Annotated in this window: 22 protein-coding genes; 15 read left to right on the top strand and 7 right to left on the bottom strand. The window is 69.6% G+C overall.

What is annotated here, in order from left to right; genetic code table 11:
- Positions 1-10: 10 nt before the first annotated feature.
- From JOE64_RS00910 to JOE64_RS00920, 3 genes are read left to right on the top strand one after another with little or no spacing between them, the layout of a single operon-like run.
- A complete protein-coding gene (locus JOE64_RS00910) occupies positions 11-1,072 on the top strand; it encodes an alpha/beta fold hydrolase (RefSeq protein WP_204962494.1) in 1,062 nt (353 codons plus the stop codon).
- Positions 1,073-1,121: 49 nt separating this feature from the next.
- Positions 1,122-1,703, top strand: a complete 582-nt coding sequence (locus tag JOE64_RS00915; RefSeq protein WP_239531658.1) for a hypothetical protein — start codon at positions 1,122-1,124, stop codon at positions 1,701-1,703.
- A gap of 56 nt (positions 1,704-1,759) precedes the next feature.
- Complete coding sequence (locus JOE64_RS00920) at positions 1,760-2,254, top strand: GNAT family N-acetyltransferase (protein WP_204962495.1); 495 nt, start codon at positions 1,760-1,762, stop codon at positions 2,252-2,254.
- Between the two features lie 10 nt (positions 2,255-2,264).
- Here JOE64_RS00920 and JOE64_RS00925 read toward each other — a convergent pair whose 3' ends face one another.
- Positions 2,265-2,867 (bottom strand): class I SAM-dependent methyltransferase, encoded by a 603-nt coding sequence (locus tag JOE64_RS00925; RefSeq protein WP_204962496.1) that lies wholly within the window; start codon positions 2,865-2,867, stop codon positions 2,265-2,267.
- A 50-nt stretch (positions 2,868-2,917) separates the two neighbouring features.
- On the opposite strand from JOE64_RS00925, the gene JOE64_RS00930 reads away from it, so the two are divergent.
- Positions 2,918-3,781: a GNAT family N-acetyltransferase gene (locus JOE64_RS00930; protein ID WP_204962497.1), complete on the top strand. Its 864-nt coding sequence runs from the start codon at positions 2,918-2,920 to the stop codon at positions 3,779-3,781.
- Between the two features lie 51 nt (positions 3,782-3,832).
- Here JOE64_RS00930 and JOE64_RS00935 read toward each other — a convergent pair whose 3' ends face one another.
- Positions 3,833-4,414: a hypothetical protein gene (locus JOE64_RS00935; RefSeq protein WP_204962498.1), complete on the bottom strand. Its 582-nt coding sequence runs from the start codon at positions 4,412-4,414 to the stop codon at positions 3,833-3,835.
- 105 nt (positions 4,415-4,519) lie between these two features.
- Here JOE64_RS00935 and JOE64_RS00940 point away from each other — a divergent pair, with 105 nt between their 5' ends.
- On the top strand, positions 4,520-4,789 hold the full coding sequence (locus JOE64_RS00940; protein WP_204962499.1) for a hypothetical protein: 270 nt from the start codon (positions 4,520-4,522) through the stop codon (positions 4,787-4,789).
- Between the two features lie 33 nt (positions 4,790-4,822).
- Here JOE64_RS00940 and JOE64_RS00945 read toward each other — a convergent pair whose 3' ends face one another.
- Positions 4,823-5,128: a DUF4406 domain-containing protein gene (locus tag JOE64_RS00945; RefSeq protein ID WP_239531659.1), complete on the bottom strand. Its 306-nt coding sequence runs from the start codon at positions 5,126-5,128 to the stop codon at positions 4,823-4,825.
- Between the two features lie 116 nt (positions 5,129-5,244).
- Between JOE64_RS00945 and JOE64_RS00950 the strand changes: the two genes are divergently transcribed.
- From JOE64_RS00950 to JOE64_RS00970, 5 genes are all read left to right on the top strand, one after another.
- Positions 5,245-6,000: a DeoR/GlpR family DNA-binding transcription regulator gene (locus JOE64_RS00950; RefSeq protein WP_204962501.1), complete on the top strand. Its 756-nt coding sequence runs from the start codon at positions 5,245-5,247 to the stop codon at positions 5,998-6,000.
- Between the two features lie 86 nt (positions 6,001-6,086).
- Positions 6,087-6,797 (top strand): FadR/GntR family transcriptional regulator, encoded by a 711-nt coding sequence (locus JOE64_RS00955; protein ID WP_204962502.1) that lies wholly within the window; start codon positions 6,087-6,089, stop codon positions 6,795-6,797.
- 56 nt (positions 6,798-6,853) lie between these two features.
- The gene (locus JOE64_RS00960) at positions 6,854-8,428 is read left to right on the top strand and encodes an amino acid permease (protein WP_239531660.1); all 1,575 of its coding nucleotides are present in this window, start codon (positions 6,854-6,856) and stop codon (positions 8,426-8,428) included.
- A gap of 222 nt (positions 8,429-8,650) precedes the next feature.
- A complete protein-coding gene (locus JOE64_RS00965; RefSeq protein WP_307821431.1) occupies positions 8,651-9,124 on the top strand; it encodes an S-ribosylhomocysteine lyase in 474 nt (157 codons plus the stop codon).
- Positions 9,124-9,852 carry an SDR family oxidoreductase gene (locus JOE64_RS00970; RefSeq protein ID WP_204962504.1) on the top strand — a complete coding sequence of 243 codons (729 nt, stop codon included), beginning with the start codon at positions 9,124-9,126 and terminating at the stop codon, positions 9,850-9,852. The genes JOE64_RS00965 and JOE64_RS00970 overlap by 1 nt, the downstream gene beginning before the upstream one ends.
- A gap of 38 nt (positions 9,853-9,890) precedes the next feature.
- Here the strand turns inward: JOE64_RS00970 and JOE64_RS00975 are convergent, their stop codons facing one another.
- Positions 9,891-11,087, bottom strand: coding sequence for a low temperature requirement protein A (locus JOE64_RS00975; protein WP_204962505.1), 1,197 nt, complete (start codon positions 11,085-11,087; stop codon positions 9,891-9,893).
- A 17-nt stretch (positions 11,088-11,104) separates the two neighbouring features.
- Positions 11,105-11,503: a barstar family protein gene (locus JOE64_RS00980; protein ID WP_271202409.1), complete on the bottom strand. Its 399-nt coding sequence runs from the start codon at positions 11,501-11,503 to the stop codon at positions 11,105-11,107.
- 53 nt (positions 11,504-11,556) lie between these two features.
- Between JOE64_RS00980 and JOE64_RS00985 the strand changes: the two genes are divergently transcribed.
- Positions 11,557-13,089: an SDR family NAD(P)-dependent oxidoreductase gene (locus JOE64_RS00985; RefSeq protein WP_372432876.1), complete on the top strand. Its 1,533-nt coding sequence runs from the start codon at positions 11,557-11,559 to the stop codon at positions 13,087-13,089.
- A 54-nt stretch (positions 13,090-13,143) separates the two neighbouring features.
- On the opposite strand, the gene JOE64_RS00990 is transcribed toward JOE64_RS00985, so the two are convergent.
- Complete coding sequence (locus JOE64_RS00990) at positions 13,144-13,578, bottom strand: NUDIX hydrolase (protein WP_204964889.1); 435 nt, start codon at positions 13,576-13,578, stop codon at positions 13,144-13,146.
- A gap of 141 nt (positions 13,579-13,719) precedes the next feature.
- Here JOE64_RS00990 and JOE64_RS00995 point away from each other — a divergent pair, with 141 nt between their 5' ends.
- Positions 13,720-15,828, top strand: coding sequence for an HAD-IA family hydrolase (locus JOE64_RS00995; RefSeq protein ID WP_204962507.1), 2,109 nt, complete (start codon positions 13,720-13,722; stop codon positions 15,826-15,828).
- A gap of 225 nt (positions 15,829-16,053) precedes the next feature.
- Here JOE64_RS00995 and JOE64_RS01000 read toward each other — a convergent pair whose 3' ends face one another.
- On the bottom strand, positions 16,054-16,992 hold the full coding sequence (locus tag JOE64_RS01000; protein WP_204962508.1) for a DUF808 domain-containing protein: 939 nt from the start codon (positions 16,990-16,992) through the stop codon (positions 16,054-16,056).
- Between the two features lie 270 nt (positions 16,993-17,262).
- Between JOE64_RS01000 and JOE64_RS01005 the strand changes: the two genes are divergently transcribed.
- From JOE64_RS01005 to JOE64_RS01015, 3 genes are read left to right on the top strand one after another with little or no spacing between them, the layout of a single operon-like run.
- The gene (locus JOE64_RS01005) at positions 17,263-18,879 is read left to right on the top strand and encodes an MATE family efflux transporter (protein ID WP_204962509.1); all 1,617 of its coding nucleotides are present in this window, start codon (positions 17,263-17,265) and stop codon (positions 18,877-18,879) included.
- Between the two features lie 52 nt (positions 18,880-18,931).
- Positions 18,932-19,234: a DUF427 domain-containing protein gene (locus JOE64_RS01010; protein WP_204962510.1), complete on the top strand. Its 303-nt coding sequence runs from the start codon at positions 18,932-18,934 to the stop codon at positions 19,232-19,234.
- A gap of 37 nt (positions 19,235-19,271) precedes the next feature.
- On the top strand, positions 19,272-20,045 hold the full coding sequence (locus JOE64_RS01015) for an alpha/beta fold hydrolase (protein WP_204964890.1): 774 nt from the start codon (positions 19,272-19,274) through the stop codon (positions 20,043-20,045).
- The last annotated feature ends 1 nt before the right edge of the window (position 20,046 follow it).

The following is a 20,046-nucleotide window of genomic DNA, read 5'->3' on the forward strand; positions in this document are numbered from 1 at the left end:
GAGTGGACCGATGATCGAGAACCCGTTTTACACAGACGCCGTGCACCAGGACTTCGAGCTGATCTCCATCGGCCGGCTGGAGCTGGAAGACGGCGGCGTCATCCCCGATCTCACGCTCGCCGTGCGCACGTGGGGGACCCTGAACGAAGCGAAGGACAACACCATTCTGATTCCGACCTGGTACTCGGGAACGCATCAGATCTGGGCGGATGCCTATGTCGGAGAAGGCCACGCACTCGACCCGTCGAGGTACTTCATCGTGTGCGTCAATCAGATCGGAAACGGCCTGTCGACGTCGCCGCACAATACGACCGACGAGTCGATCTCGATGTCGCGGTTCCCCCAGGTGCGCATCGGCGACGACGTCGTCGCGCAAGAGATCCTGCTGCGCGAACACTTCGGCGTCGAGACCCTCGCGCTCGTGGTCGGGGGCTCGATGGGCGCCCAACAGACCTACGAGTGGGCGGTGCGGTTCCCGCACATGGTCCAGCGGGCGGCGCCGATCGCCGGCACTGCCAAGAACACCCCGCACGACTTCTTGTTCACGGAGACTCTCAACGAGCAGATCTGGTCGGATCCCGGGTGGAACGGCGGCGAGTACACCTCGAACACCGAGGTCGTCGACGGGCTGCGGCGGCACGCGCACCTGTGGGCGACGATGGGGTTCTCGACGGAGTTCTGGAAGCAGGAGAAGTGGGCGGCGCTCGGATTCGACTCGAAAGAGGCGTTCCTGGAGGGATTCCTCGAGCCCTACTTCACGGCGATGGACCCCAACGATCTGCTCGCGATGGCGTGGAAGTGGCAGCGGGGCGACGTCTCGCGTCACACCGACGGGGATCTCGCGGCCGCGCTGGGGCGGATCACGGCGAAGATGTTCGTGATGCCGATCAGCGAAGACATGTTCTTTCCCGTCCGGGATTGTGCGGCCGAGCAGGCCCTGGTGCCGGGCAGCGAGCTTCGGGTGATCGAGGATGTCCACGGTCACCTCGGCCTGTTCGCCGTCGATCCCGGCTTCGTCCCCCAAGTCGACGCGGCGCTCGCCGAGTTGCTCGACACTCGCGTGTCGCGCTGAGCGCTGACGGGCGCCACGCCCCGGGGCACCGGCCGCATAGGCTCGACCGATGGACGGCCCGCACCCCCACACCCCCGATCTCGTGACGAACGATGACGGGCTCGACTCCGTCGCCCTCGTCGTGGGTGGGCTGCCTCGCACACAGCTCGTCGAGGCGCTGGCATCGGCGGGCGTCGCGCTGAACGCCCACGCCGAGACCCTCATCGCCCATCCGGCTTTCGATGACCTCGCGACGCATTCGGTCCGCATCGTCACCCGCAGCGTCGCACAACTCGGACTGGGTGAGGGCGGCACGCTGCCTGAGATCTTCGCCGCCGCCGCGGCACAGGGCCTCGCGCTGTGCCCGGTCGTCACCGCCCCCTATCTCCGGCTCGCCTGGACGACGCAGAGCACCTCCGCTAACTCCGTCCTGTCGGCCGGTGAGTCACCGGACGGCGCGCTGAACATCGCCGCACCGCTTCTGTCGGACGACGTCGAGTTCCCGAAGGGGTTCTACCTGCGCGTCGTCGATGGTCGGCTGTGGCTGCGTGGATACCGGTGCGACGACCTCTACGTTCTGCCCCCCGACGTCCGGTTCGCCTTCTGCCGGGGCGGCGACGAGGCATCCCTCAGCGACGGCGAACCGCGCTGAGCAGCTGAATTCGTGACGGGATGCCGACTCGCGAAAGCTCCTGGCACGATGGACGCATGGCCTTCTCCCTGCGGCAGCCCGCTCCGTCCGACGCCGCGGAGATCGCCGCGCTCCACGTCGCTGCGTGGAAAGAGACATACGCGCACCTGCTCCCCGATGACTTCTTCTCGCCCGAGTACGTCGAGGGCAGGAACCGGATGTGGGATCGCGTGCTGGGGCATCCACGTGACGACATGACGATCCGCGTTGCCGAATCGGACGACCGGATCATCGGCTTCGCATGGGTGGGCCCGGCGCAGGCGGAAGGCGAGGAGGCACCTCTTCGTGATCGTGAGCTCTACGCGATCTACGTGCTGGCATCCCATCACGGAACCGGGGCGGGTCAGGCCCTGTTGACCGAGACTCTGGGTACGAGTCCTGCGTCGCTGTGGGTGGCGAAGGAGAACCCGCGCGCTGCGGCGTTCTACACGCGCAACGGCTTCCGCTTCGACGGGGTCGAGCAGGTCGACCCGGCCGCACCGGGGATCACCGACGCCCGGATGCTCCGCTAGAGCCTCTCGGTCACGGCCGGACGCGCTCGCACACGAGCGCGGCGACGGGTCGCCGACCGCGCTCGGTGCGTCGATGCGTCTCGACGATCGAGAAGCCCGCGCGCTCCACGGCACGCTGCAGCGAGGCGACCGGCCAGCGATACGCACGGACGACCGCGTAGTCGAACGGCTCGATACCATCCGCCGAGTCGAAGAAACCCAGCAGAAGCGTTCCGCCCGGCCGTAGGGCGCGTGCGAATTCACGCAGCGGCACCGCGATGCGCGCGGGCTCGTGATGGATCGTCGAGAACCACGAGAGGATGCCACCGAGCGACCCCTCCGGCTCGTCGATCGACTCGATGCTGCCGATGTCGACGCGCACGCCCGGATGCGTCGTGCGCGCGCGTTCGATGAACTCGGGCACGAGGTCGATCCCGCGGACATCCGCGCCCCGCTTCGCCAGATGGTGCGTCCAGTGGCCCGGCCCGCACCCTGCATCGAGGATCCGGCCCGAGACCGTCCCCGCCCAGGCGTCGACCAGTGCGCGGTCGACCGGGTGAACGGCATCCATCGTCCCCAGCAGATCGGCGTACTCCGTCGCGCGGGTCGAGTACGCAGCGGAGACGTCGGGCATGTTCCGAGGATAGTGAGCGCTCGGGAGGCGCTCTCGGTACGGTCGACAGCGTGGAGGAAGAGATCGAGATGACGGCGAGACCGCGGACCGACCGCGATCTCGAGCAGATCGTGAGCTGGATTCCGGATGCCGATGCGCTCTTCCTCTTCTCCGGCACCCGCCTCTCGTGGCCGCTGACCGAGGCCGGGCTGCGTGACCTGACCCACACGGCAGGCCTGGTGGCGTTCGGGGTGGTCGACGCGCGAGGCGACCTGGTCGGTCACTTCGATCTCGCCGTCGAGGGAGGGTGTGCACGGCTGGGCCGCGTGATCGTCGACCCTGCCCGGCGCGGGCGCGGGCGCGGGTACGCGCGCGGCCTCCTCCGTGTCGCGGGGGAACAGGCGGGCCGGCTCGGGGCGGAGGTCGTTCGACTGAACGTCGTCACGACGAACGAACCGGCGATCCGCGCGTACCGTCGCGCGGGCTTCACCGTCGTCGCGGATGGGTCGAATCGGCCCGACGTCACGGTCATGGAGTGTTCGTTCCGGCCAGCGACGGACCCGGCGTCGGCGATCAGCGAGCGGGAGGATCGATTCCGCGCCGTGAGGGCGGCGGAGCTCGACCTCCTCGATCCCGCGACGCGCGCAGACGCGCAGAGGGTCGGCGCGCTCCTGCACCCGGACTTCGTCGAGATCGGTCGTTCCGGCCGCCGATGGAAGAGAGCGGAGACGATCGCGGCGCTGGCAGAGGAGCAGGGCTTCGTCACACCCCAGACCGACGACTGGCAGTTCGGCGACGTCGCGGGCGGAGCGGTGCTCGTGACCTATCGGATCGTCGGGCCCGAGGCGAGCAGTCGGCACGCCTCACTCTGGGATGTCACGGGCACGACCCCCGTGCTCCGGTACCACCAGGGCACCGTTCTGCCTGAGCAGTGATCGTTCGGCTCGCCTACAGTCCCGTAAGCCGCGGCATCCGTCGTCACACGGTCACTCGATCCAGTAGCCGACGGCGCACAGCAGGCGCGTCTCGTCGTCGGCGCCTTCGGGCGGGTCGATCGCCGGCGGGAACACGCCGAACGCGCGCCACTCGTCGGCGTGGGCGACGACGTTCTCGTTCAGTCCCGCGATCAGCTCGGGCGAGAACGCGAAGGGGATGCCGAGGTGCTTCGCGATCAGCCACGCCTGGAAGGCGCGGTAGGTCGCCAGGTGCGCGAAGCCCTCGGCAGCGGAATAGTCGCCGTAGGTGAAGTGGAACACCGTGCCCGGCGCGACACCCGCCTGGACGGCGGCGGTCGCCGTGTCGTTGATGCGGTCGTACGAGGCGATCGGCTCGTCGCCGAGCAGATCGACGTCGCGGAACGGGTCACCGTCGGCCGCTGACGCGCCGGCGAGCACGTCGGGGATCCACGCCTCGTCGTACGCGTGGCGCGACAGGATGTCGCGGAACGTCGGATCGGGGATCGTCGTCCACTCGGCGGGCGCCGGCTTCGCGAGGTCGCCCGCGTCGATGCGATCGATGACGGAGCGCAACGCGGCATCCGACTGCAGGAACAGCTCATTCGTGTTCATGCCCGACACCATAGGGCGCGCGACGGACACGAAGAAGGGGGTCAGTGCTCCGATCTCCGTCTCTCGGTGGAGGTGCCGGCTGAGCGTCGTCGATACCGTCGAAGGGTGAGCACAGGCATCCCACAGACATCGGCGCAGACCGCACCCGCCACTCGTGACGCGGAACGCCTGCGCAGGGGTGCCATATGGCTGGTGATCGGAAGCGTGCTCGCGGTGCTGGCACTGATCGTATGGGCGATCCTGGCCGCTCTCGCCGGCGCGCCCGGGGGAGTCATCGCCGCCACGTCGGGAATCGTCGCGGTCTCGGTCGCGTGCAGCACCGGATCGGTCGCGATCTCCACGCGCAGGAAGCAGCTCGCGGACCCCGCGAGGTGAGGCGGGGCATCCGGCCCCGCCTCACCCTTGCTCTTACGCGGACGCGGTGACCGGAACCTCGTCGAGCGAGAAGTAGACGGGGATGCCGCGCCCTCGGGCGATGGCGACGTCCTGATCGGCCCCGCGCGAGTCGCCCGGAAGGCGCAGCACGGCGTCGCAATGCTGCAGAAGGCGTTCCGCGGTCGGATACATGACGTCGGCTGCCAGGGGATCGCTCGGGCCGCTCGCACCGGCGCTGGAGAGCACCGGCAGGGCGACCCATTCGCCGATCATGGGCACATGCCCCGCCTGGAAGATCGGCCAGGCCGCCTCCTCCAGCCGCTTCAGGTTCTGGGCCATCAGGTCAGGGTTCCCGTTTGTGCCGGATGCGTAGGGTCCGGCGATCAGGATCAACATAGGCTTGGTCATACTCGGAACAATATCGCAACAACGTGCAAAAACAGAAGGAAACGTGAATGCTCGCTGCCTCGCGCAAGGAACTGCTTCTGGAACGCCTCCGCATCGACGGCCGGATCGTGGCGAAAGAGATCGCCGCCGAGCTGGGGATCTCGGAGGACAGCATTCGACGCGACCTGCGCGAGCTCGACGCCCAAGGACTCGCACTCCGGGTCTACGGCGGAGCGCTCCCCGCGTCGCCCGCCATCGCGGACTACGCGGCGCGCGCCGCTGTCGCTCCCGAGAGCAAGCAGAGCGTCGCCGCCACCGCCGTCACCCTCATCGAGCCCGGATCGACGGTGATCCTCGACGGCGGAACCACGACTCTCGCGATGGTGTCGGCGCTGCCGCGCACCTTTGCGTGCACGATCATCACGCACAGTCCGACGATCGCCGCCGCCTTGCTCGAGCACGAGGCCGAGGTCTTCCTCATCGGCGGCCAGCTCTTCAAGCACTCCGCCGTCGCGTGCGGAGCGGCCGCCGTCGAGGCTGCCGGAAGAATCAGCGCGGATCTGTTCTTCCTCGGGGTGACCGGCATCCACCCCACCGCGGGGGTGACGACCGGCGATGCCGATGAGGCGGCGATGAAACGCGCGCTCGCCGCGCGCGCCGCCGACACTGTCGTCCTGGGCAGCAGCGAGAAGATCGGCGCGGCATCCCGTTACCTCGTCCTCCCTCTCACCGAGGTGACCCGCGTCGTCACCGACGTGCCCGACGAGGATGCCACCGCGCGCGAGCTGACCGCGGCAGGGGTGGAGCTCATCCGCGCTCACTGACGCGTCGGTGGGTCGCATAGCCCACCGTCACGCACTCTGCGCACGGGTGACATCGGCCCGAAACATCGCCCCTTCACGATGGGCGCATGAGTGACCTGTCAGACAGCTGGACCGCCCGCCCTGCGGGCGCGCGTGTGGGCGCGGTCGAGTACGTTCTGCGCGATCTGCGCGAGGCGATCGAGTCCGGCGTGGTCCGGGTCGGCGACCGGCTGCCGTCCGAGCAGGCGCTGGCTGCCCGGTACGGCGTCTCGCGCACCGTGGTCCGCGAGGTGCTCCGGGTGCTCGAGACCCAGGGGATGACGGTCACGCGCACAGGGCGCGGCACGTTCGTCGCGGCGGCCGAGCCGGCCCGCGAGCTGACGTTCGGCGAGTACTCGGCGGCCCACCTCATGGAGGCGCGACCGCACATCGAGGTCGCATCGGCGGGCCTTGCCGCCGTCCGTCGCACCGAGGAGCAGATCGGACTGCTGCAAGACCTGCAGGAGCGGATGGAAGCCGAGCAGGACCCGCAGAGCTGGGTGGAGCTGGATTCCGAGCTCCACGCCGCCATCGCCGCGGCATCCGGCAACCCGGTCTTCGGAGACGTGCTCGAGCACATCCGATCCGCGCTCGTGCACCAGTCCAGCGTGATCAACCTCACGCCCGGTCGACGTGTCCGGTCCGACAGCGAGCATCGCGCGATCATCGCCGCGATCGCGCGAGGATCGGTCGCCGAGGCGGAGGACAGCATGGCTTTCCACCTCGACCAGGTGAAGGAGGTCCTGCTCGGCATCACCGTGCTCGACGAACGGCGCTGACGGCGTCGCCGTTCGTCGAAGGGTTTCCTTGCACCACGCCCCGGAAGGCCCCCGTCATGACTGACACCGCCAGCTCCACCCCCGGGATGGATCCCGCAGACCGCCGCGAGAGCGCGCGCGAACTCTCCGCCGACCGCACCGAAGCCGTACAGGACTTCTCGAGTGAGGATGCCGGCTATCACAAGACCCTCAAACCGCGTCAGATCCAGATGATCGCCATCGGCGGCGCGATCGGCACCGGCCTGTTCATGGGCGCCGGCGGCCGTCTCGCCTCGAGCGGTCCGGCGCTGATCCTCGTATACGCCGTCTGCGGCTTCTTCGCGTTCCTGATCCTCCGCGCGCTCGGCGAGCTCGTCCTGCACCGCCCGTCGTCGGGCTCGTTCGTCTCGTCCGCCCGCGAGTTCTACGGCGAGAAGCTCGCCTTCGGCGCGGGGTGGATGTACTTCCTCAACTGGGCGATGACCTCGATCGTCGACGTCACCGCCGTCGCTCTGTACGTGAAGTTCTGGGCGCAGTACTGGCAGCCGCTGCAAGAGATCCCCCAGTGGCTCATCGCCCTCGTCGCCCTCGTCGTGGTGCTCTCGCTCAACCTCGTCAGCCTGAAGCTGTTCGGTGAGATGGAGTTCTGGTTCGCGCTCATCAAGGTCGCGGCCCTCGTCATCTTCCTCATCGTGGGCACCTGCTTCCTCATCTTCGGCGGTGCCACGGATGTCGGTGCCACCGGGTTCAGCGTCTTCGCCGACGACGGCGGCCTCTTCCCGATGGGGTTCGTCGCCCCGCTCCTCGCGATCTCGGGCGTCGTGTTCGCCTACGCGGCCATCGAGCTGGTCGGAACCGCGGCAGGTGAGACTGCACATCCCGAGAAGGTCATGCCGAAGGCGATCAACACCGTCGTCATCCGCATCGCCGTCTTCTACGTCGGATCGATCCTGCTGCTGTCGCTGCTGCTGCCGTTCAGCACCTACGAGGCGGGCCAGTCACCGTTCGTGACCTTCTTCTCCCACATCGGTTCGCCCGAGACCGGCGCCATCGCAGGGTCGGTCATGAATTTCGTCGTCCTGACCGCCGCGCTCTCGTCGCTCAACGCCGGCCTGTACTCCACCGGCCGCATCCTCCGCTCGATGTCGGTGAACGGCTCCGCGCCGTCGTTCACGGCGCGGATGAGCAAGAACGGCGTCCCGTACGGCGGCATCCTGCTGACGGCGATCATCACGCTCGCCGGTGTCGGGATCAACGCGCTGTGGCCCTCGCAGGCGTTCGAGATCGTGCTCGAGGTGTCGGCGCTCGGCATCATCGGCGGCTGGGCGACGATCATCCTCTGCCAGCTCAAGCTGGTGAAGTGGGCGAAGGAGGGCCACCTCACGCGCCCGTCGTTCCGTCTCTTCGGCGCGCCCTACACGTCGTACCTCACGCTCGCTTTCCTGGCGTTCGTCCTGGTCACGATGGGCTTCTCCGACACAGGGCGCTGGGTGCTGGCGTCCCTCGTCGTGCTGATCCCGGCGCTCATCATCGGGTGGTACGCCGCGCGCGGCAAGATCTACGCCGCCGCCCGCGAGCGCGAGGGCTTCACGGGCATCCACCCGGTCGTCGCGGCACGCGCGTCGGCCGAGGCTCTCCGCACGAAGGAGTGAGTCGTACGGGAACGACGACTTGTCGCACGTGACGGTGCGGGGTGCCGGACGACCGGCGCCCCGCACCGTCACGTGTGCTCTCTGTTGCGCCCTGTCACCTTCTGTCGCTCTCTGTTGCCGAGTGTGACGATCGGCCTCTCGGTCGGCGGCCCGCGCTGGATACCGTGGTGGCACGGCGCCGACCCCTGTGCGCCGCCACCCTCAGACAGTGAGGAGGAAATGATGGCAGAGATCGAGAGCTTCACGCTCGACCACACGGCGGTTCTTGCTCCGTACGTCCGGCGTATCGGGGTCGAGCGCGGCCCCCATGGCGACGCGATCACGAACTTCGACGTGCGCTTCACGCAGCCGAATGTCCGCGAGATGCCCACCGCTGCGGTGCACACGATCGAGCACCTGCTGGCCGGGCTGTTGCGCGACCGCATCGACGGCGTCATCGACATCTCCCCGTTCGGATGCCGCACCGGGTTCCATCTTCTGATGTGGGGCGAGCCCGCCGTTCCCGACGTCGTCGCCGCGCTGACCGGCAGCCTGCGCTTCATCGCCGATGACGCGGTCGAGACCGATGTCCCCGCGGTCTCGGCGGTCGAATGCGGCAACTACCGCGACCACTCGTTGCACTCCGCGCGGGAGTGGGCGAGGGTCGTGCTCGACGAGGGGATCTCGACCGACGCGTTCGCGCGCGTCGGCGTCTGATGCCCGAATCGCTGACCGGCAGGGTCGCCGCGGTCACCGGCGCGGCGTCGGGCATCGGTCTGGCATGCGCGCGACGACTGCATCGGGCGGGCGCGACGGTAGTGCTGATCGACCGCGCGGAAGACGCGCTCGCCGAGGCGTGTGCGCAGCTGGGCGACGGTGCGTTCTCGCTCTGCGTGGACCTCCTCGACGGGACGCAGGTCGATTCTCTGCTCGAGGGCATCCTCTCGGTGGCCGGCGGCCTCGACATCTTCCACGCCAACGCCGGCGCCTACGTCGGCGGGTCGATCGCCGAGGGCGACCCCGACGCGTGGGAGGTCGTGCTGAACCTCAATGTCAGCGCAGCCTTCCGCTCGGTGCGAGCCGTGCTCCCTCACCTCATCGCCCAGGGAACGGGCGACATCGTCATGACGAGCTCAGTCGCCGGCGTCGTTCCGATCGTGGGCGAGCCGGTGTACACGGCATCCAAGTTCGCCGTCACCTCGTTCGTGCACGCGCTCCGCCGGCAGGTCGCACCCCAGGGAGTGCGCGTCGGGAACGTCGCGCCCGGCCCCGTGCTGACGCCGCTTCTCGGGGACTGGTCGCCGGCCGAGCTGCGCGCGGCCGTGGAGAAGGGTGCGGTCATGGCCGCGGACGAGGTCGCCGAGGCGGTGCTGTTCATGGTCACGCGCCCTGCGGGGGTCACCGTCCGCGACCTCGTGATCCTGCCGACGGCGCTCGACGTGTGAGAGTTCCCTGCGCGCGGCACGCCGCGAGCAGGGAACTCTCAGTCCTCGGCGCCGACCTCCGGGGTGTTCGCCGTCGTGCTCTTCGGCGTCCGCCACACCAGCACAGCGACGACGGCGACGAGGATCACCGCTGTCAGGGCGATCGGCACAGGGATCAGCGGGTCGATCAGCACGAGCATCGCGCCGAGGGGAACGACGGCGTTGACGATCCGATCGGCGCGACGGCGGATGGCCACGAGCCAGACGCCGAGGATGAACACCGCGATCGGCACGGTATACGCGAACGACGCCCACGGCGCGTGCAGGTGGCTCTTGCCCTGCAGCACGTCGATCTCGACCTCGATCCCCGCCGAGAACGCCGCCGCCGCTGCGAGGATCACGTAGTGACCGTAGCCGTACCCGAGCGAGTTGCGCAGCCCCCGGATCGCCGAGTGGTGCGGCGGCCAGAAGTAGATCCACCACAGCGACGCCGTGACGATGAGCGTCAGGGCGGCCACGCCGATGAGGGGCGTGACGTTCTCGGTGTCGTGGAGGGCCTCGATGATCGCGTTGGCCGACGTGAGCAGGCTCTCGCCCAGGACGATGAGGGTGAACAGGCCGTACCGTTCCGTGATGTGGTGCGGATGCCACGGCGTCGTGCGGGCACTCTCCGCGATGACGGGCACCGCGAGCTCGGCGCACACGAGCACGATGATCGCGACGAGGAGCGCTTCTCTCGGCAGGAACAGCGCCACGATCCACAGCACCTGGGCGAGCGCGATCCCACCCGCGTAGCGAAGCGCCGTCGAGCGGAGCGCACCGGCATGCCGTGAGGCTCGCAGCCACTGCGCCACCATCGCGAGGCGCATCACGATGTAGCCCGCGACCGCGATGCGGAAGTCGTCCTCGAACATGGGCGGGATGCCTGCCGCGAGCACCAGCACGCCGCTCATCTGCACGATGGTGAGCAGCCGGTAGAGCCAGTCGTCGGTGTCGAACGACGTGGCGAACCACGTGAAGTTCATCCATGCCCACCAGATCGCGAAGAACGCGATCGCGAACATGCCGATGCCGTGGACGACGTGACCCTCGGTGAGGGCGTGGTGCAGCTGCACCGCCGCCGTGCTGACGGCGACGACGAAGACGAGGTCGAAGAAGAGCTCGAGTGTGGATGCCGCGCGGTGCGGCTCGTGCGGATCGCGCGGCTGCATCGGCACGAGGCGCAACCGCGCGACGGCGCGTGCAGGAGAGGTCATGCGCAGAACAGTAGCGCTCAGTCCAGGACGAGGCGCACGTTCGGATGTCCGGCGAAGACCTCGCACACCGTGTCGAAGTACGTCGGCCCTCGGCCGGCATCGAGTTCGGCGAGCTGGCGGCGGAAGCGTTCCACGTGGAACACCTCGGGGTGCGAGAGCTTCTGCAGATAGTAGGCGCGGGTCGCGGCGACGCCGAGGGCCTCTCGCACCCGCTCGTGATGCCTCATCACGATGATCGGCGACGTCACCTCGGCGAGTTCGCCGATGCCGCCGTAGAGGAGATCGTCGAGGGCGTCGAGGCTGGCGCCGAGCGTCCATTCCTCGTTCGGCATGAGCGCGCGATTGAGCTCGTCGTAGAACGATGCGATGCCGGTGACCCGCCGACCGTCGAGTTCGAACCGCGCTGACTCCACCACGGCACGAGCGTACGTCACCGGCATCCGTCCAGGCCCGCTCGGTACACTCTCCTGTGCTCGAAACCACGCCCGACCCCGCTTCCGACGGCCCGGAGCCCGCCTCGTCGCGCTCGTTCGGTATCGACGCACCCGCCGATGCCGCCGTCTCGATCGACCCCACCGACCTCGAGATCGCGCTCCGCGTCATCGCGGCGGCCGCCGACCTCGACCACGACGATCCGGCCTACATCGCCCTCCGCCGGCAGACCGGCAAGCTCTACAAGGACGTGAAGCGGCAGTCCCGCCGGGAGAAGCGGCAGCGCATCGCCGACGCCGACCGGGCGGTCGTCGCCGCGACCGCCACCGGAGCACCGGACCGCATCGACGACGAGACCCGAGGCATCCCGCTCGCTGCGCGCACCGCCGCGCCGACCGCCGGCGAGCTCATCAAGCCGCGCGCCTGCTACATCTGCAAAGAGCTCTACACGACCGTCGACGCGTTCTACCACCAGCTGTGCCCCGACTGCGCGGCGATGAGTCACGCCAAGCGCGACGCGCGCACCGACCTCACCGGTCGGCGGGCACTGCTCACCGGAGGACGTGCCAAGATCGGCATGTACATCGCGCTGCGACTGCTGCGCGACGGGGCGCACACCACGATCACGACCCGGTTCCCCCGCGACGCGGTGCGACGGTTCTCGGCTCTGCCCGACAGCGCGGACTGGATCCACCGCCTCAAGATCGTCGGCATCGACCTGCGCGACCCCGCGCAGGTGATCGGGCTCGCGGATGCCGTGGCCGCCGACGGTCCCCTCGACATCCTCATCAACAACGCCGCCCAGACGGTCCGCCGCTCTGCCGGCGCCTACAAGCCGCTCGTCGACGCCGAGCTCGCTCCGCTGCCGAACGGGCCGCTCCCCGAGCTGCTCACGTTCGGTCACACGAACGACGCCCACCCGCTGGCCCTGGCGCAGTCGGTGTCGAGCCATCCGATCCTCGCCGCGGCCGCACGGACGGCCGACGAGCTGACGGCCGAGGCCATGGCCGCCGGGTCATCGTCGCTCGAGCGGCTCGCCGCGGGCACCGCGATCGACGCCGGCGGTCTCGTGCCCGACGAGAACCACATCAACAGCTGGACGCAATCGGTCGACCAGGTCGAGCCGCTCGAGATGCTCGAGGTGCAGCTGGCCAACATGACGGCGCCGTTCTTGCTCGTCTCACGCCTGCGCCCCGCGATGGCGGCGTCGCCTGCGCGGCGGAAGTACATCGTCAACGTATCCGCGATGGAGGGGGTCTTCGGTCGCGGGTACAAGGGGCCCGGGCATCCGCACACCAACATGGCCAAGGCCGCGCTGAACATGCTCACCCGCACGAGCGCCCGCGAGATGTTCGAGACCGACCGCATCCTGATGACGGCCGTCGACACCGGCTGGATCACCGACGAGCGCCCGCACTACACGAAGGTCCGACTCGCGGAAGAGGGGTTCCACGCACCGCTCGACCTCGTCGACGGTGCCGCGCGCGTGTACGACCCGGTCGTCCGAGGCGAGGCCGGCGAAGACCTCTTCGGCATCTTCCTCAAGGACTACCGCAAGGGCGCCTGGTGAGCGCTCGGCGGGCCTGATCCCGCGGCTCAGCGCTCGGTGGCCCGATCCGGTGCATCAGCGCTCGGGCAGGAAGTACGTCGCCGCGAGCGGGGCGACCTCGAGGTCGGACGCCTCGGCGCGAGTCACCCAGCGGAGCTCTTCGATCTCGGCGTCGATCACGGGCTCCTGGTCACCGATGTCGACGCGGAACACGTCGGCGACGACAGCGAAGCCCGCCTCGTTGGCGGCTGCTGCACGGTAACGCCCGAGCGGTTCCGCCGTATCCGGGTCGATGCGCAGACCGAGCTCCTCGTGCAACTCACGCACGAGAGTCTGCAGGGGCGTCTCGCCGGGCTCGGGCTTGCCCCCGGGCTGCATGAACGCCGTCGTCCCGGCCTTGCGGACGAGCAGGAGGCGCCCCGATGCGTCCAGGATGCGCGCTGCCGAGACGTGGATCTCGCGCTCGCCCGAGGACGGGGAAGCGGGAGCCGTCGGACCCTTTGCGGTGATGCCGTCGGTGGGGGAATCGAGATCGTCGGACACCCTGGCACGCTATCACCGGCCCGCGACGCGTCACCCGCGCCGGCTCCTGTCGGTGCCTGTCGGAGGTCGTCGGCCCCGCCGAAGCCTCGCAAACCTAGGCTGGAGGAGATGACTCCCTCGCCGCAGTCCCCCCGCCCCCGTCCGCGCTCCCCGCTCATGCGGCGCGATCCCGCTGCGCTCGGCATCCCGCAGGCCGCACTGCTCGCGCTCGCCGATCGGCTCGCCGAAGAAAGCCTCGACCCGCATGCGCTGCTCATCGCGCGCGGCGGTGATGTCGCCTTCGAGACGGCCTGGGCGCCGTACGCGCTCGACCGCCCCGCGCTCGTCTACTCGGCGTCCAAGACCTACACGGCCCTCGCGATCGGCTACCTCGCCGACGAGCGACGGCTGAGACTCGACGACTCGGCGGGCATGCTGCTGGGCCTGCCGGATCCGCACGGGATCACGGTGCGTCACCTGCTGACGATGAACACCGGCCACACGGGTGCGCAGATCGAGGCGATCGGCATGGACCCCGCGCGACTGCTCGCCACCGGGCCGTCGCATGCGCCGGGAACGTTCTTCGCCTACAACTCTCCGGCCAGCCACGCGCTCTCCGCCATCGTCACGGCCGTCACCGGCGAGAGAATGACCGACTATCTGCGCCCGCGGCTTCTCGACCCCCTCGGAATCGGCGAGCGATGGATGGATTCCGTCGATGGCATACAGACCGGGGCGTCGGGGTTCCACCTCACCGTCGACGACCTCACCCGAACCGCGACGATGCTCGGCGCCGGTGGTGTCTTCCGTGGCACCCAGGTCGCCTCCGACTGGTTCATCGAGGAGATGACTCGGCCGTGGTCGAACACCGCGGCCTTCGACGGACCCGTTGCCGCCGCCGGCGAGGTGAACGATTGGGCCCTCGGATATGGCTACCAGGTGTGGCGCAGCCGCCACGGCTTCCGCCTCGACGGAGCCGCCGGGCAGTTCGCCCTGGTGGTCCCCGAGCTCGATCTCACGATCGCCTATCAGGGGGCGACGCTCGACACCCAGGCCACCCTGCGGGCGTTCTGGGCCTTCGTCGACGCCGTCGGAGTCGCATCGGTCGCCGGCGAGGCGGCGGATGCCTCGGAGGGCATATATGCCTCTGAGCTGCCAGCCGCCGGCGATCCGGCGCCCGACACCTGGTCGTCTCGCGAGCGCCTGACGATCATGACCGAGGCATCCTTCGAGGCCGACGGCCTCATGCTCAGCGATGCGGGCGATGGCTGGACGCTAGCGCTGCCGGGCGTCGGCACGCTGCCGGTGTCGGATGCCTGGACCGCAGCCCGGCTCTCGCGCGGCGATGCGCTCTCAGCACCCAGCTCGAGGCCCGAAGCCGTCGCCGACCCGGCGGCGGATGACCTGCGACTGGCCGCTCGAGGTGAGCAGCGCTCCGACGGCTCCGTCCTCGTCCACGTCGTCGACACCACGTCGCCGCACCGGGTGATCGTGATCCGCGAGGCGGACGGTTCGCTGCGGGCGGGATGGCACATCCCGCCGATCGGCGGCGGGTGGGAGGTGCTCCGGGTTCCCTCCGTCGTCACGCGACGCCTCGCGCGGTCATCCGCGCTGCTGCTCGACATGGACGGGACGCTCGTCGACTCGCACGCCGTCGTCGAGCGGCTCTGGACGCAGTGGTCGATCGACCACGGCATCGATCCGGCGTACACGCTCTCGATCATCCACGGGCGCCAGGGCCAGGAGTCGATGGCTCTGCTGCTGCCGGACCGGCCGCCCGAGGTCACTATCGCCGAGAACCGTGAGCTGCTCGCCGCCGAGACCGCTCAGACCGAGGGCGTCGTGGCGATCGCCGGAGCGGGGGCCCTGCTCGAGGGACTCAAGACGCTGCCGCACGCCCTGGTGACCTCGGCGACCCGGGCGCTGGCCGACGCGAGGATGGAGGCCGCCGGCATCCGCATGCCCGCCGTCGCCGTCACCGCCGAGGACGTCGTGCGCAGCAAGCCCGACCCCGAGGGGTTCCTCGCCGCCGCCCGTCGACTCGGAGTCGAGCCCGCGGACGCGATCGTCGTCGAGGACTCGGCCAACGGCATCGCCGCCGGCCTCGCTGCGGGCATGCGCGTGATCGGCATCGGACCGCACGCCGCAGCCGCCGGCCCGACCTGGACGGTGCCGGATGCCACGGCCATCCATGTCCAGGACGACGGCGACGGGGGCATCCGCCTCACCCTCGACTGAGGTCCCGCACGTTCACGCGGTCGCGTGCCCCCGTGCCGTGCCCGTGCCCGGTTGGCGCGGTTTCGGGTCGCGTGTGGCCTGGTGGTGATGACTTCGGGGTCGCGAGGGGTCGCTGGCCGTAGAGGTGAGCGACCACACGAGACCCCGAACCGGCGCGCGAAGGGTCTGCCTGGCGAGAGCGTGAGGGATGGATTCCGTGAGCCGCGCGCGGACGGATGCCGGGGGTCAGTCGGTCTCGTCGTGCGGCTCAGCGACCGCGACGGGCGCCCGATGGCCCTCGTTGAAGCTGAGGCTCTTGCCGAAGGCCTTGCCGATCACGAGCGTGATCCCCACGATCACGAGCCCCAGGGCGAGCCCGGCGACAGCGGAGACGGCTGTCTCGCCGAGCCAGACGACCACGGCTCCGGCGGGCTCGAGCGCGTGCTCGACGGCGTGCAGCAGGTCCAGGGGCGCGTGCCATCCGACCTCGCCGAGGTTCGCCAGCACGAGGTGCCCGCCGACCCACAGCATCGCGACCGTGCCGATGATCGAGATCACCCGGAACACCGCCGGCATCGACCGCACGATCCGCATGCCGGTGTGGCGCACCCGCGCCGACGGATTCTTCGCCATCCGCAGCCCGATGTCGTCGATCTTCACCAGGAGGGCGACCGCGCCGTAGACGACACCGGTCATCGCGAGGGCGATCACGGCGAGCACGGCCAGCCGCGGCCAGAAGTCCAGACCTTCATCGATGTTCGACAGTCCGATCAGCATGATCTCGGTCGACAGGATGAGGTCGGTGCGCACCGCGCCCAGGACGAGGCGCTTCTCGTCGCGTCCGCCCTCGTCCTCCTCCCCGCCGTGGTGGAAGCCGAACCACTCCAGCACCTTTTCGGCGCCCTCGAAGCAGAGGTACGCGCCGCCGACGATCAGCAGCCAGGGCAGCACCCACGGCGCGAAGGCCGTGAGAAGCATCGCCACCGGGATGATGATCAGGAATTTGTTCGCGAGCGACCCCAGCGCAATCCGCCCGACGACCGGCAGCTCGCGCGCGGGGCTCAGCCCCTGCACGTACTGGGGCGTGACCGCCGCGTCGTCGATCACGACGCCGGCGGACTTGGCGGATGCCTTGAGTGCGGCGCTCAGGATGTCGTCGACGACGGCGAGGAGACCTACGGACATGCGTGCCACAGTACCGGCCGCGCCGAAACCGAGGTTTCGCGTCGAGACCGTGACTCGTACCCGGGGTCTCGACGCGCGATCACGGTCTCGGCGCGACGCCCCGCGCCCCGCGGCCGCTGCGCGACAGCAGGCGCACGCGCAGGGTGCCGGTGCGCGATCGCACGCGCAGGCACGCACACGGCGCGACTTGCGATGCGTCGAATCGATTCGATAGGGTGAGGGCGTGGCGCTCCGATCGGGGCGCCGTTCGTCGTCCTCCCCAGAGCAACCATGTCCCGCACCCTCACCACCGGCAGCCCGTGGCGCGTGATCCTCGCGTTCTCGGTGCCCCTGCTGATCGGCAACGTCGTTCAGCAGCTCTACCAGTTCGTCGACGCGATCGTGGTCGGTCGTCACCTCGGCGTCGATGCGCTCGCCGCGGTCGGCGCGACCGGCGGGCTGCTGTTCCTGCTGCTCGGGTTCGCCTGGGGTCTGACGAGCGGATTCGCGATCCCGACGGCCCAGGCGTTCGGGGCACGGGACGTCGCAGCGGTGCGCCGATCGGTCGCTACTGGCACGGTGCTGACCGCCCTGACCACCGTGATCCTCACGGTCGCCGCGCCCCTGCTCGTGCACCCGGCTCTCGTGCTGATGCAGACGCCGGCCGCGCTCATCGAGCAGGCGACGGTGTTCGCCCAGATCAGCTTTCTCGGCACGGCCGCGATCATGGCGTTCAACTACCTCGCCTCGATCATCCGCGCGATCGGCGACTCGAAGACGCCGCTGGTGTTCCTCACGATCGCCTGCGCACTCAACGTCGGCCTCGTCATCGTGATGGTCGGCCCCCTCGGCTGGGGCGTGGCCGGAGCGGCACTCGCGACCGTCGTCGCGCAGGCCGTGTCGGTGCTGCTGTGCCTCGAGTACGTGCGTCGCCGGGTACCCGTGCTGCACGTGCGCCGCGCCGACTGGCGTGTGTCCCGTGCCGACCTCGCCGAGCACCTGCGTCTCGGCCTGCCGATGGGCTTCCAGGCCTCGATCATCGCGATCGGCGCGCTCGCCGTGCAGGTCGCCCTGAACACGCTCGGTGCGGATGCCGTGGCCGCCTACACCGCGGCCTCGCGGGTCGACGGCCTCGCGGTCGCCCTGCTGCAGTCGCTCGGGCTCGCCGCCTCGATGTACGCGGCGCAGAATCTCGGCGCCCGCCGACCCGACCGCATCCGGCGGGGCGTCGTGCAGGGACTCGTTCTCGCCGTGGCATCCGCGGTCGTCCTCGGCGTCCTGCTGATCACCTGCGGCGCGACGCTCGTGCGCCTGTTCGTCGGCGACGGCGCGCCCGAGGTGGTCGACCTCGCGGCGTTCATGCTGCTCATCAACGGCGCCAGCTACGTGGCGCTCGCCGTCCTGTTCATCCTGCGCGGCACGCTGCAGGGCCTGGGGTCGACGGTGATCCCGACCGTGACCGGCATCGTCGAGCTCGTCATGCGCGTCGGTGCGGCGGTCGTGCTCGGCCACCTCTGGGGCTTCGCCGGTGTCGTCTGGTCGAACCCGCTCGCCTGGGTCGGCGCCTGCCTGATCCTCGTGCCCGCGTACATCCGGGCGCATCGCGCGCTCGAGCGCATGCCGGTCGATCCGCTCGAGGTGACCTCAACGACCGCGATCCCGGTCATCGGACCGACGGACGGGTCGATGGTGGTGGATGCCGTCGTCACCGCCCCCATCGGCGTGGTGGCCGACCGCGGCGAGTCCGGGCCGGCGTGGCGTTCGCGCCGCCGGGCGAAGGATGCCACACGGCGTGCACCGAGCACCCGCCAGGGCACCGCGCCGAGCACCGGCCAGGGTGCCGCGCCGAGTACCGAGCGCTCGCATCGGAGCGCGGGGGAGGGCCCCCGAGGTCGGCACCCGGAGTAGCCTGGCCTGGTCGCTCGGCGTCGCTGAGCGGTCCGTGGACGAGGAGACGATCGTGAAAGCCGTACTGGATGACACCGTGATCGCGGAGGCTCCGCGCGAAGAGCTCATCTCGATCGAGGGGAACTGGTACTTCCCGCCGTCGAGTGTGCGACGCGAGTACCTTCGCGACAGTCCGACTCCGTACACGTGCCCCTGGAAGGGGGAGTGCCAGTACTTCACCGTGACGGTCGACGGCACCGAGCTCGCCGATCGGGCGTGGAGCTACCCGCACCCGTATGCCTCGGGCATCGAACGGGTCGGTGCGGACTTCTCGGACTATGTCGCCTTCTGGAAGGAGATCCGTGTCGTCGACTGACGCCGCCACGGCACCCGCCGTCGCCGGGCTCACGGAGATGCCCGATCCGCAGTTCATCATGGTCGGCGACGGCCTGCGCATCGCGACGTATTCGTGGGGCGATGAGAGCGACCCGGTCGCCGTCGTCGTGCACGGGTTCGCGTCGAGCACCAAAGACAACTGGGTCGCCACCGGGTGGGTGCGCGATCTGCTGCGCAGCGGATTCCGGGTGATCGGAATCGATCAGCGCGGGCACGGTGCGAGCGACAAGCCGCACAACTCGAGCGACTACGACCTCCGTCAGATGGCCCGCGACGTCGAGACGGTGCTCGACACCTATCTCGTCGACGACGCCGTCTACGTCGGCTACTCCCTGGGTGCTCGCGTCGGGTGGGAGGTGCTGCAGGACATCGCCGGACGGATCCCTCGCGCCGTCCTCGGCGGTGTGCCCGACGGCATCCCGCTCGCGAGACTCGACATCGGCCAGGTGCAGGCGCTCATCGAGCACGGCACGCCGGTCGAGGACCGCGTGACGCAGAACTACATCCAGCTGACCGAGCGCGTTCCGGGGAACGATCTGCGTGCGCTGCTCGCGATCGCGAACGGCATGCGCGAGTCGAAGACCATCGACCCCGATCCCACGCACGCGCCGGAGCAGCCCGTGCTCTTCGCGACCGGAACCCTCGACGCGATCATCGAGGGCTCGCGCGCACTCGCCGAGGCCTGTCCGCAGGGTCGTTTCGTGGAGATCCCCGACCGGCACCACTTCAACGCCCCCGGATCGCGGGTGTTCCGGCAGGAGGGCATCGCCTTCTTGCAGGGGGATGCCTGAC

Origin of the sequence: Microbacterium dextranolyticum (genome assembly GCF_016907295.1) — a bacterium.
GTDB classification, from domain to species: domain Bacteria; phylum Actinomycetota; class Actinomycetes; order Actinomycetales; family Microbacteriaceae; genus Microbacterium; species Microbacterium dextranolyticum.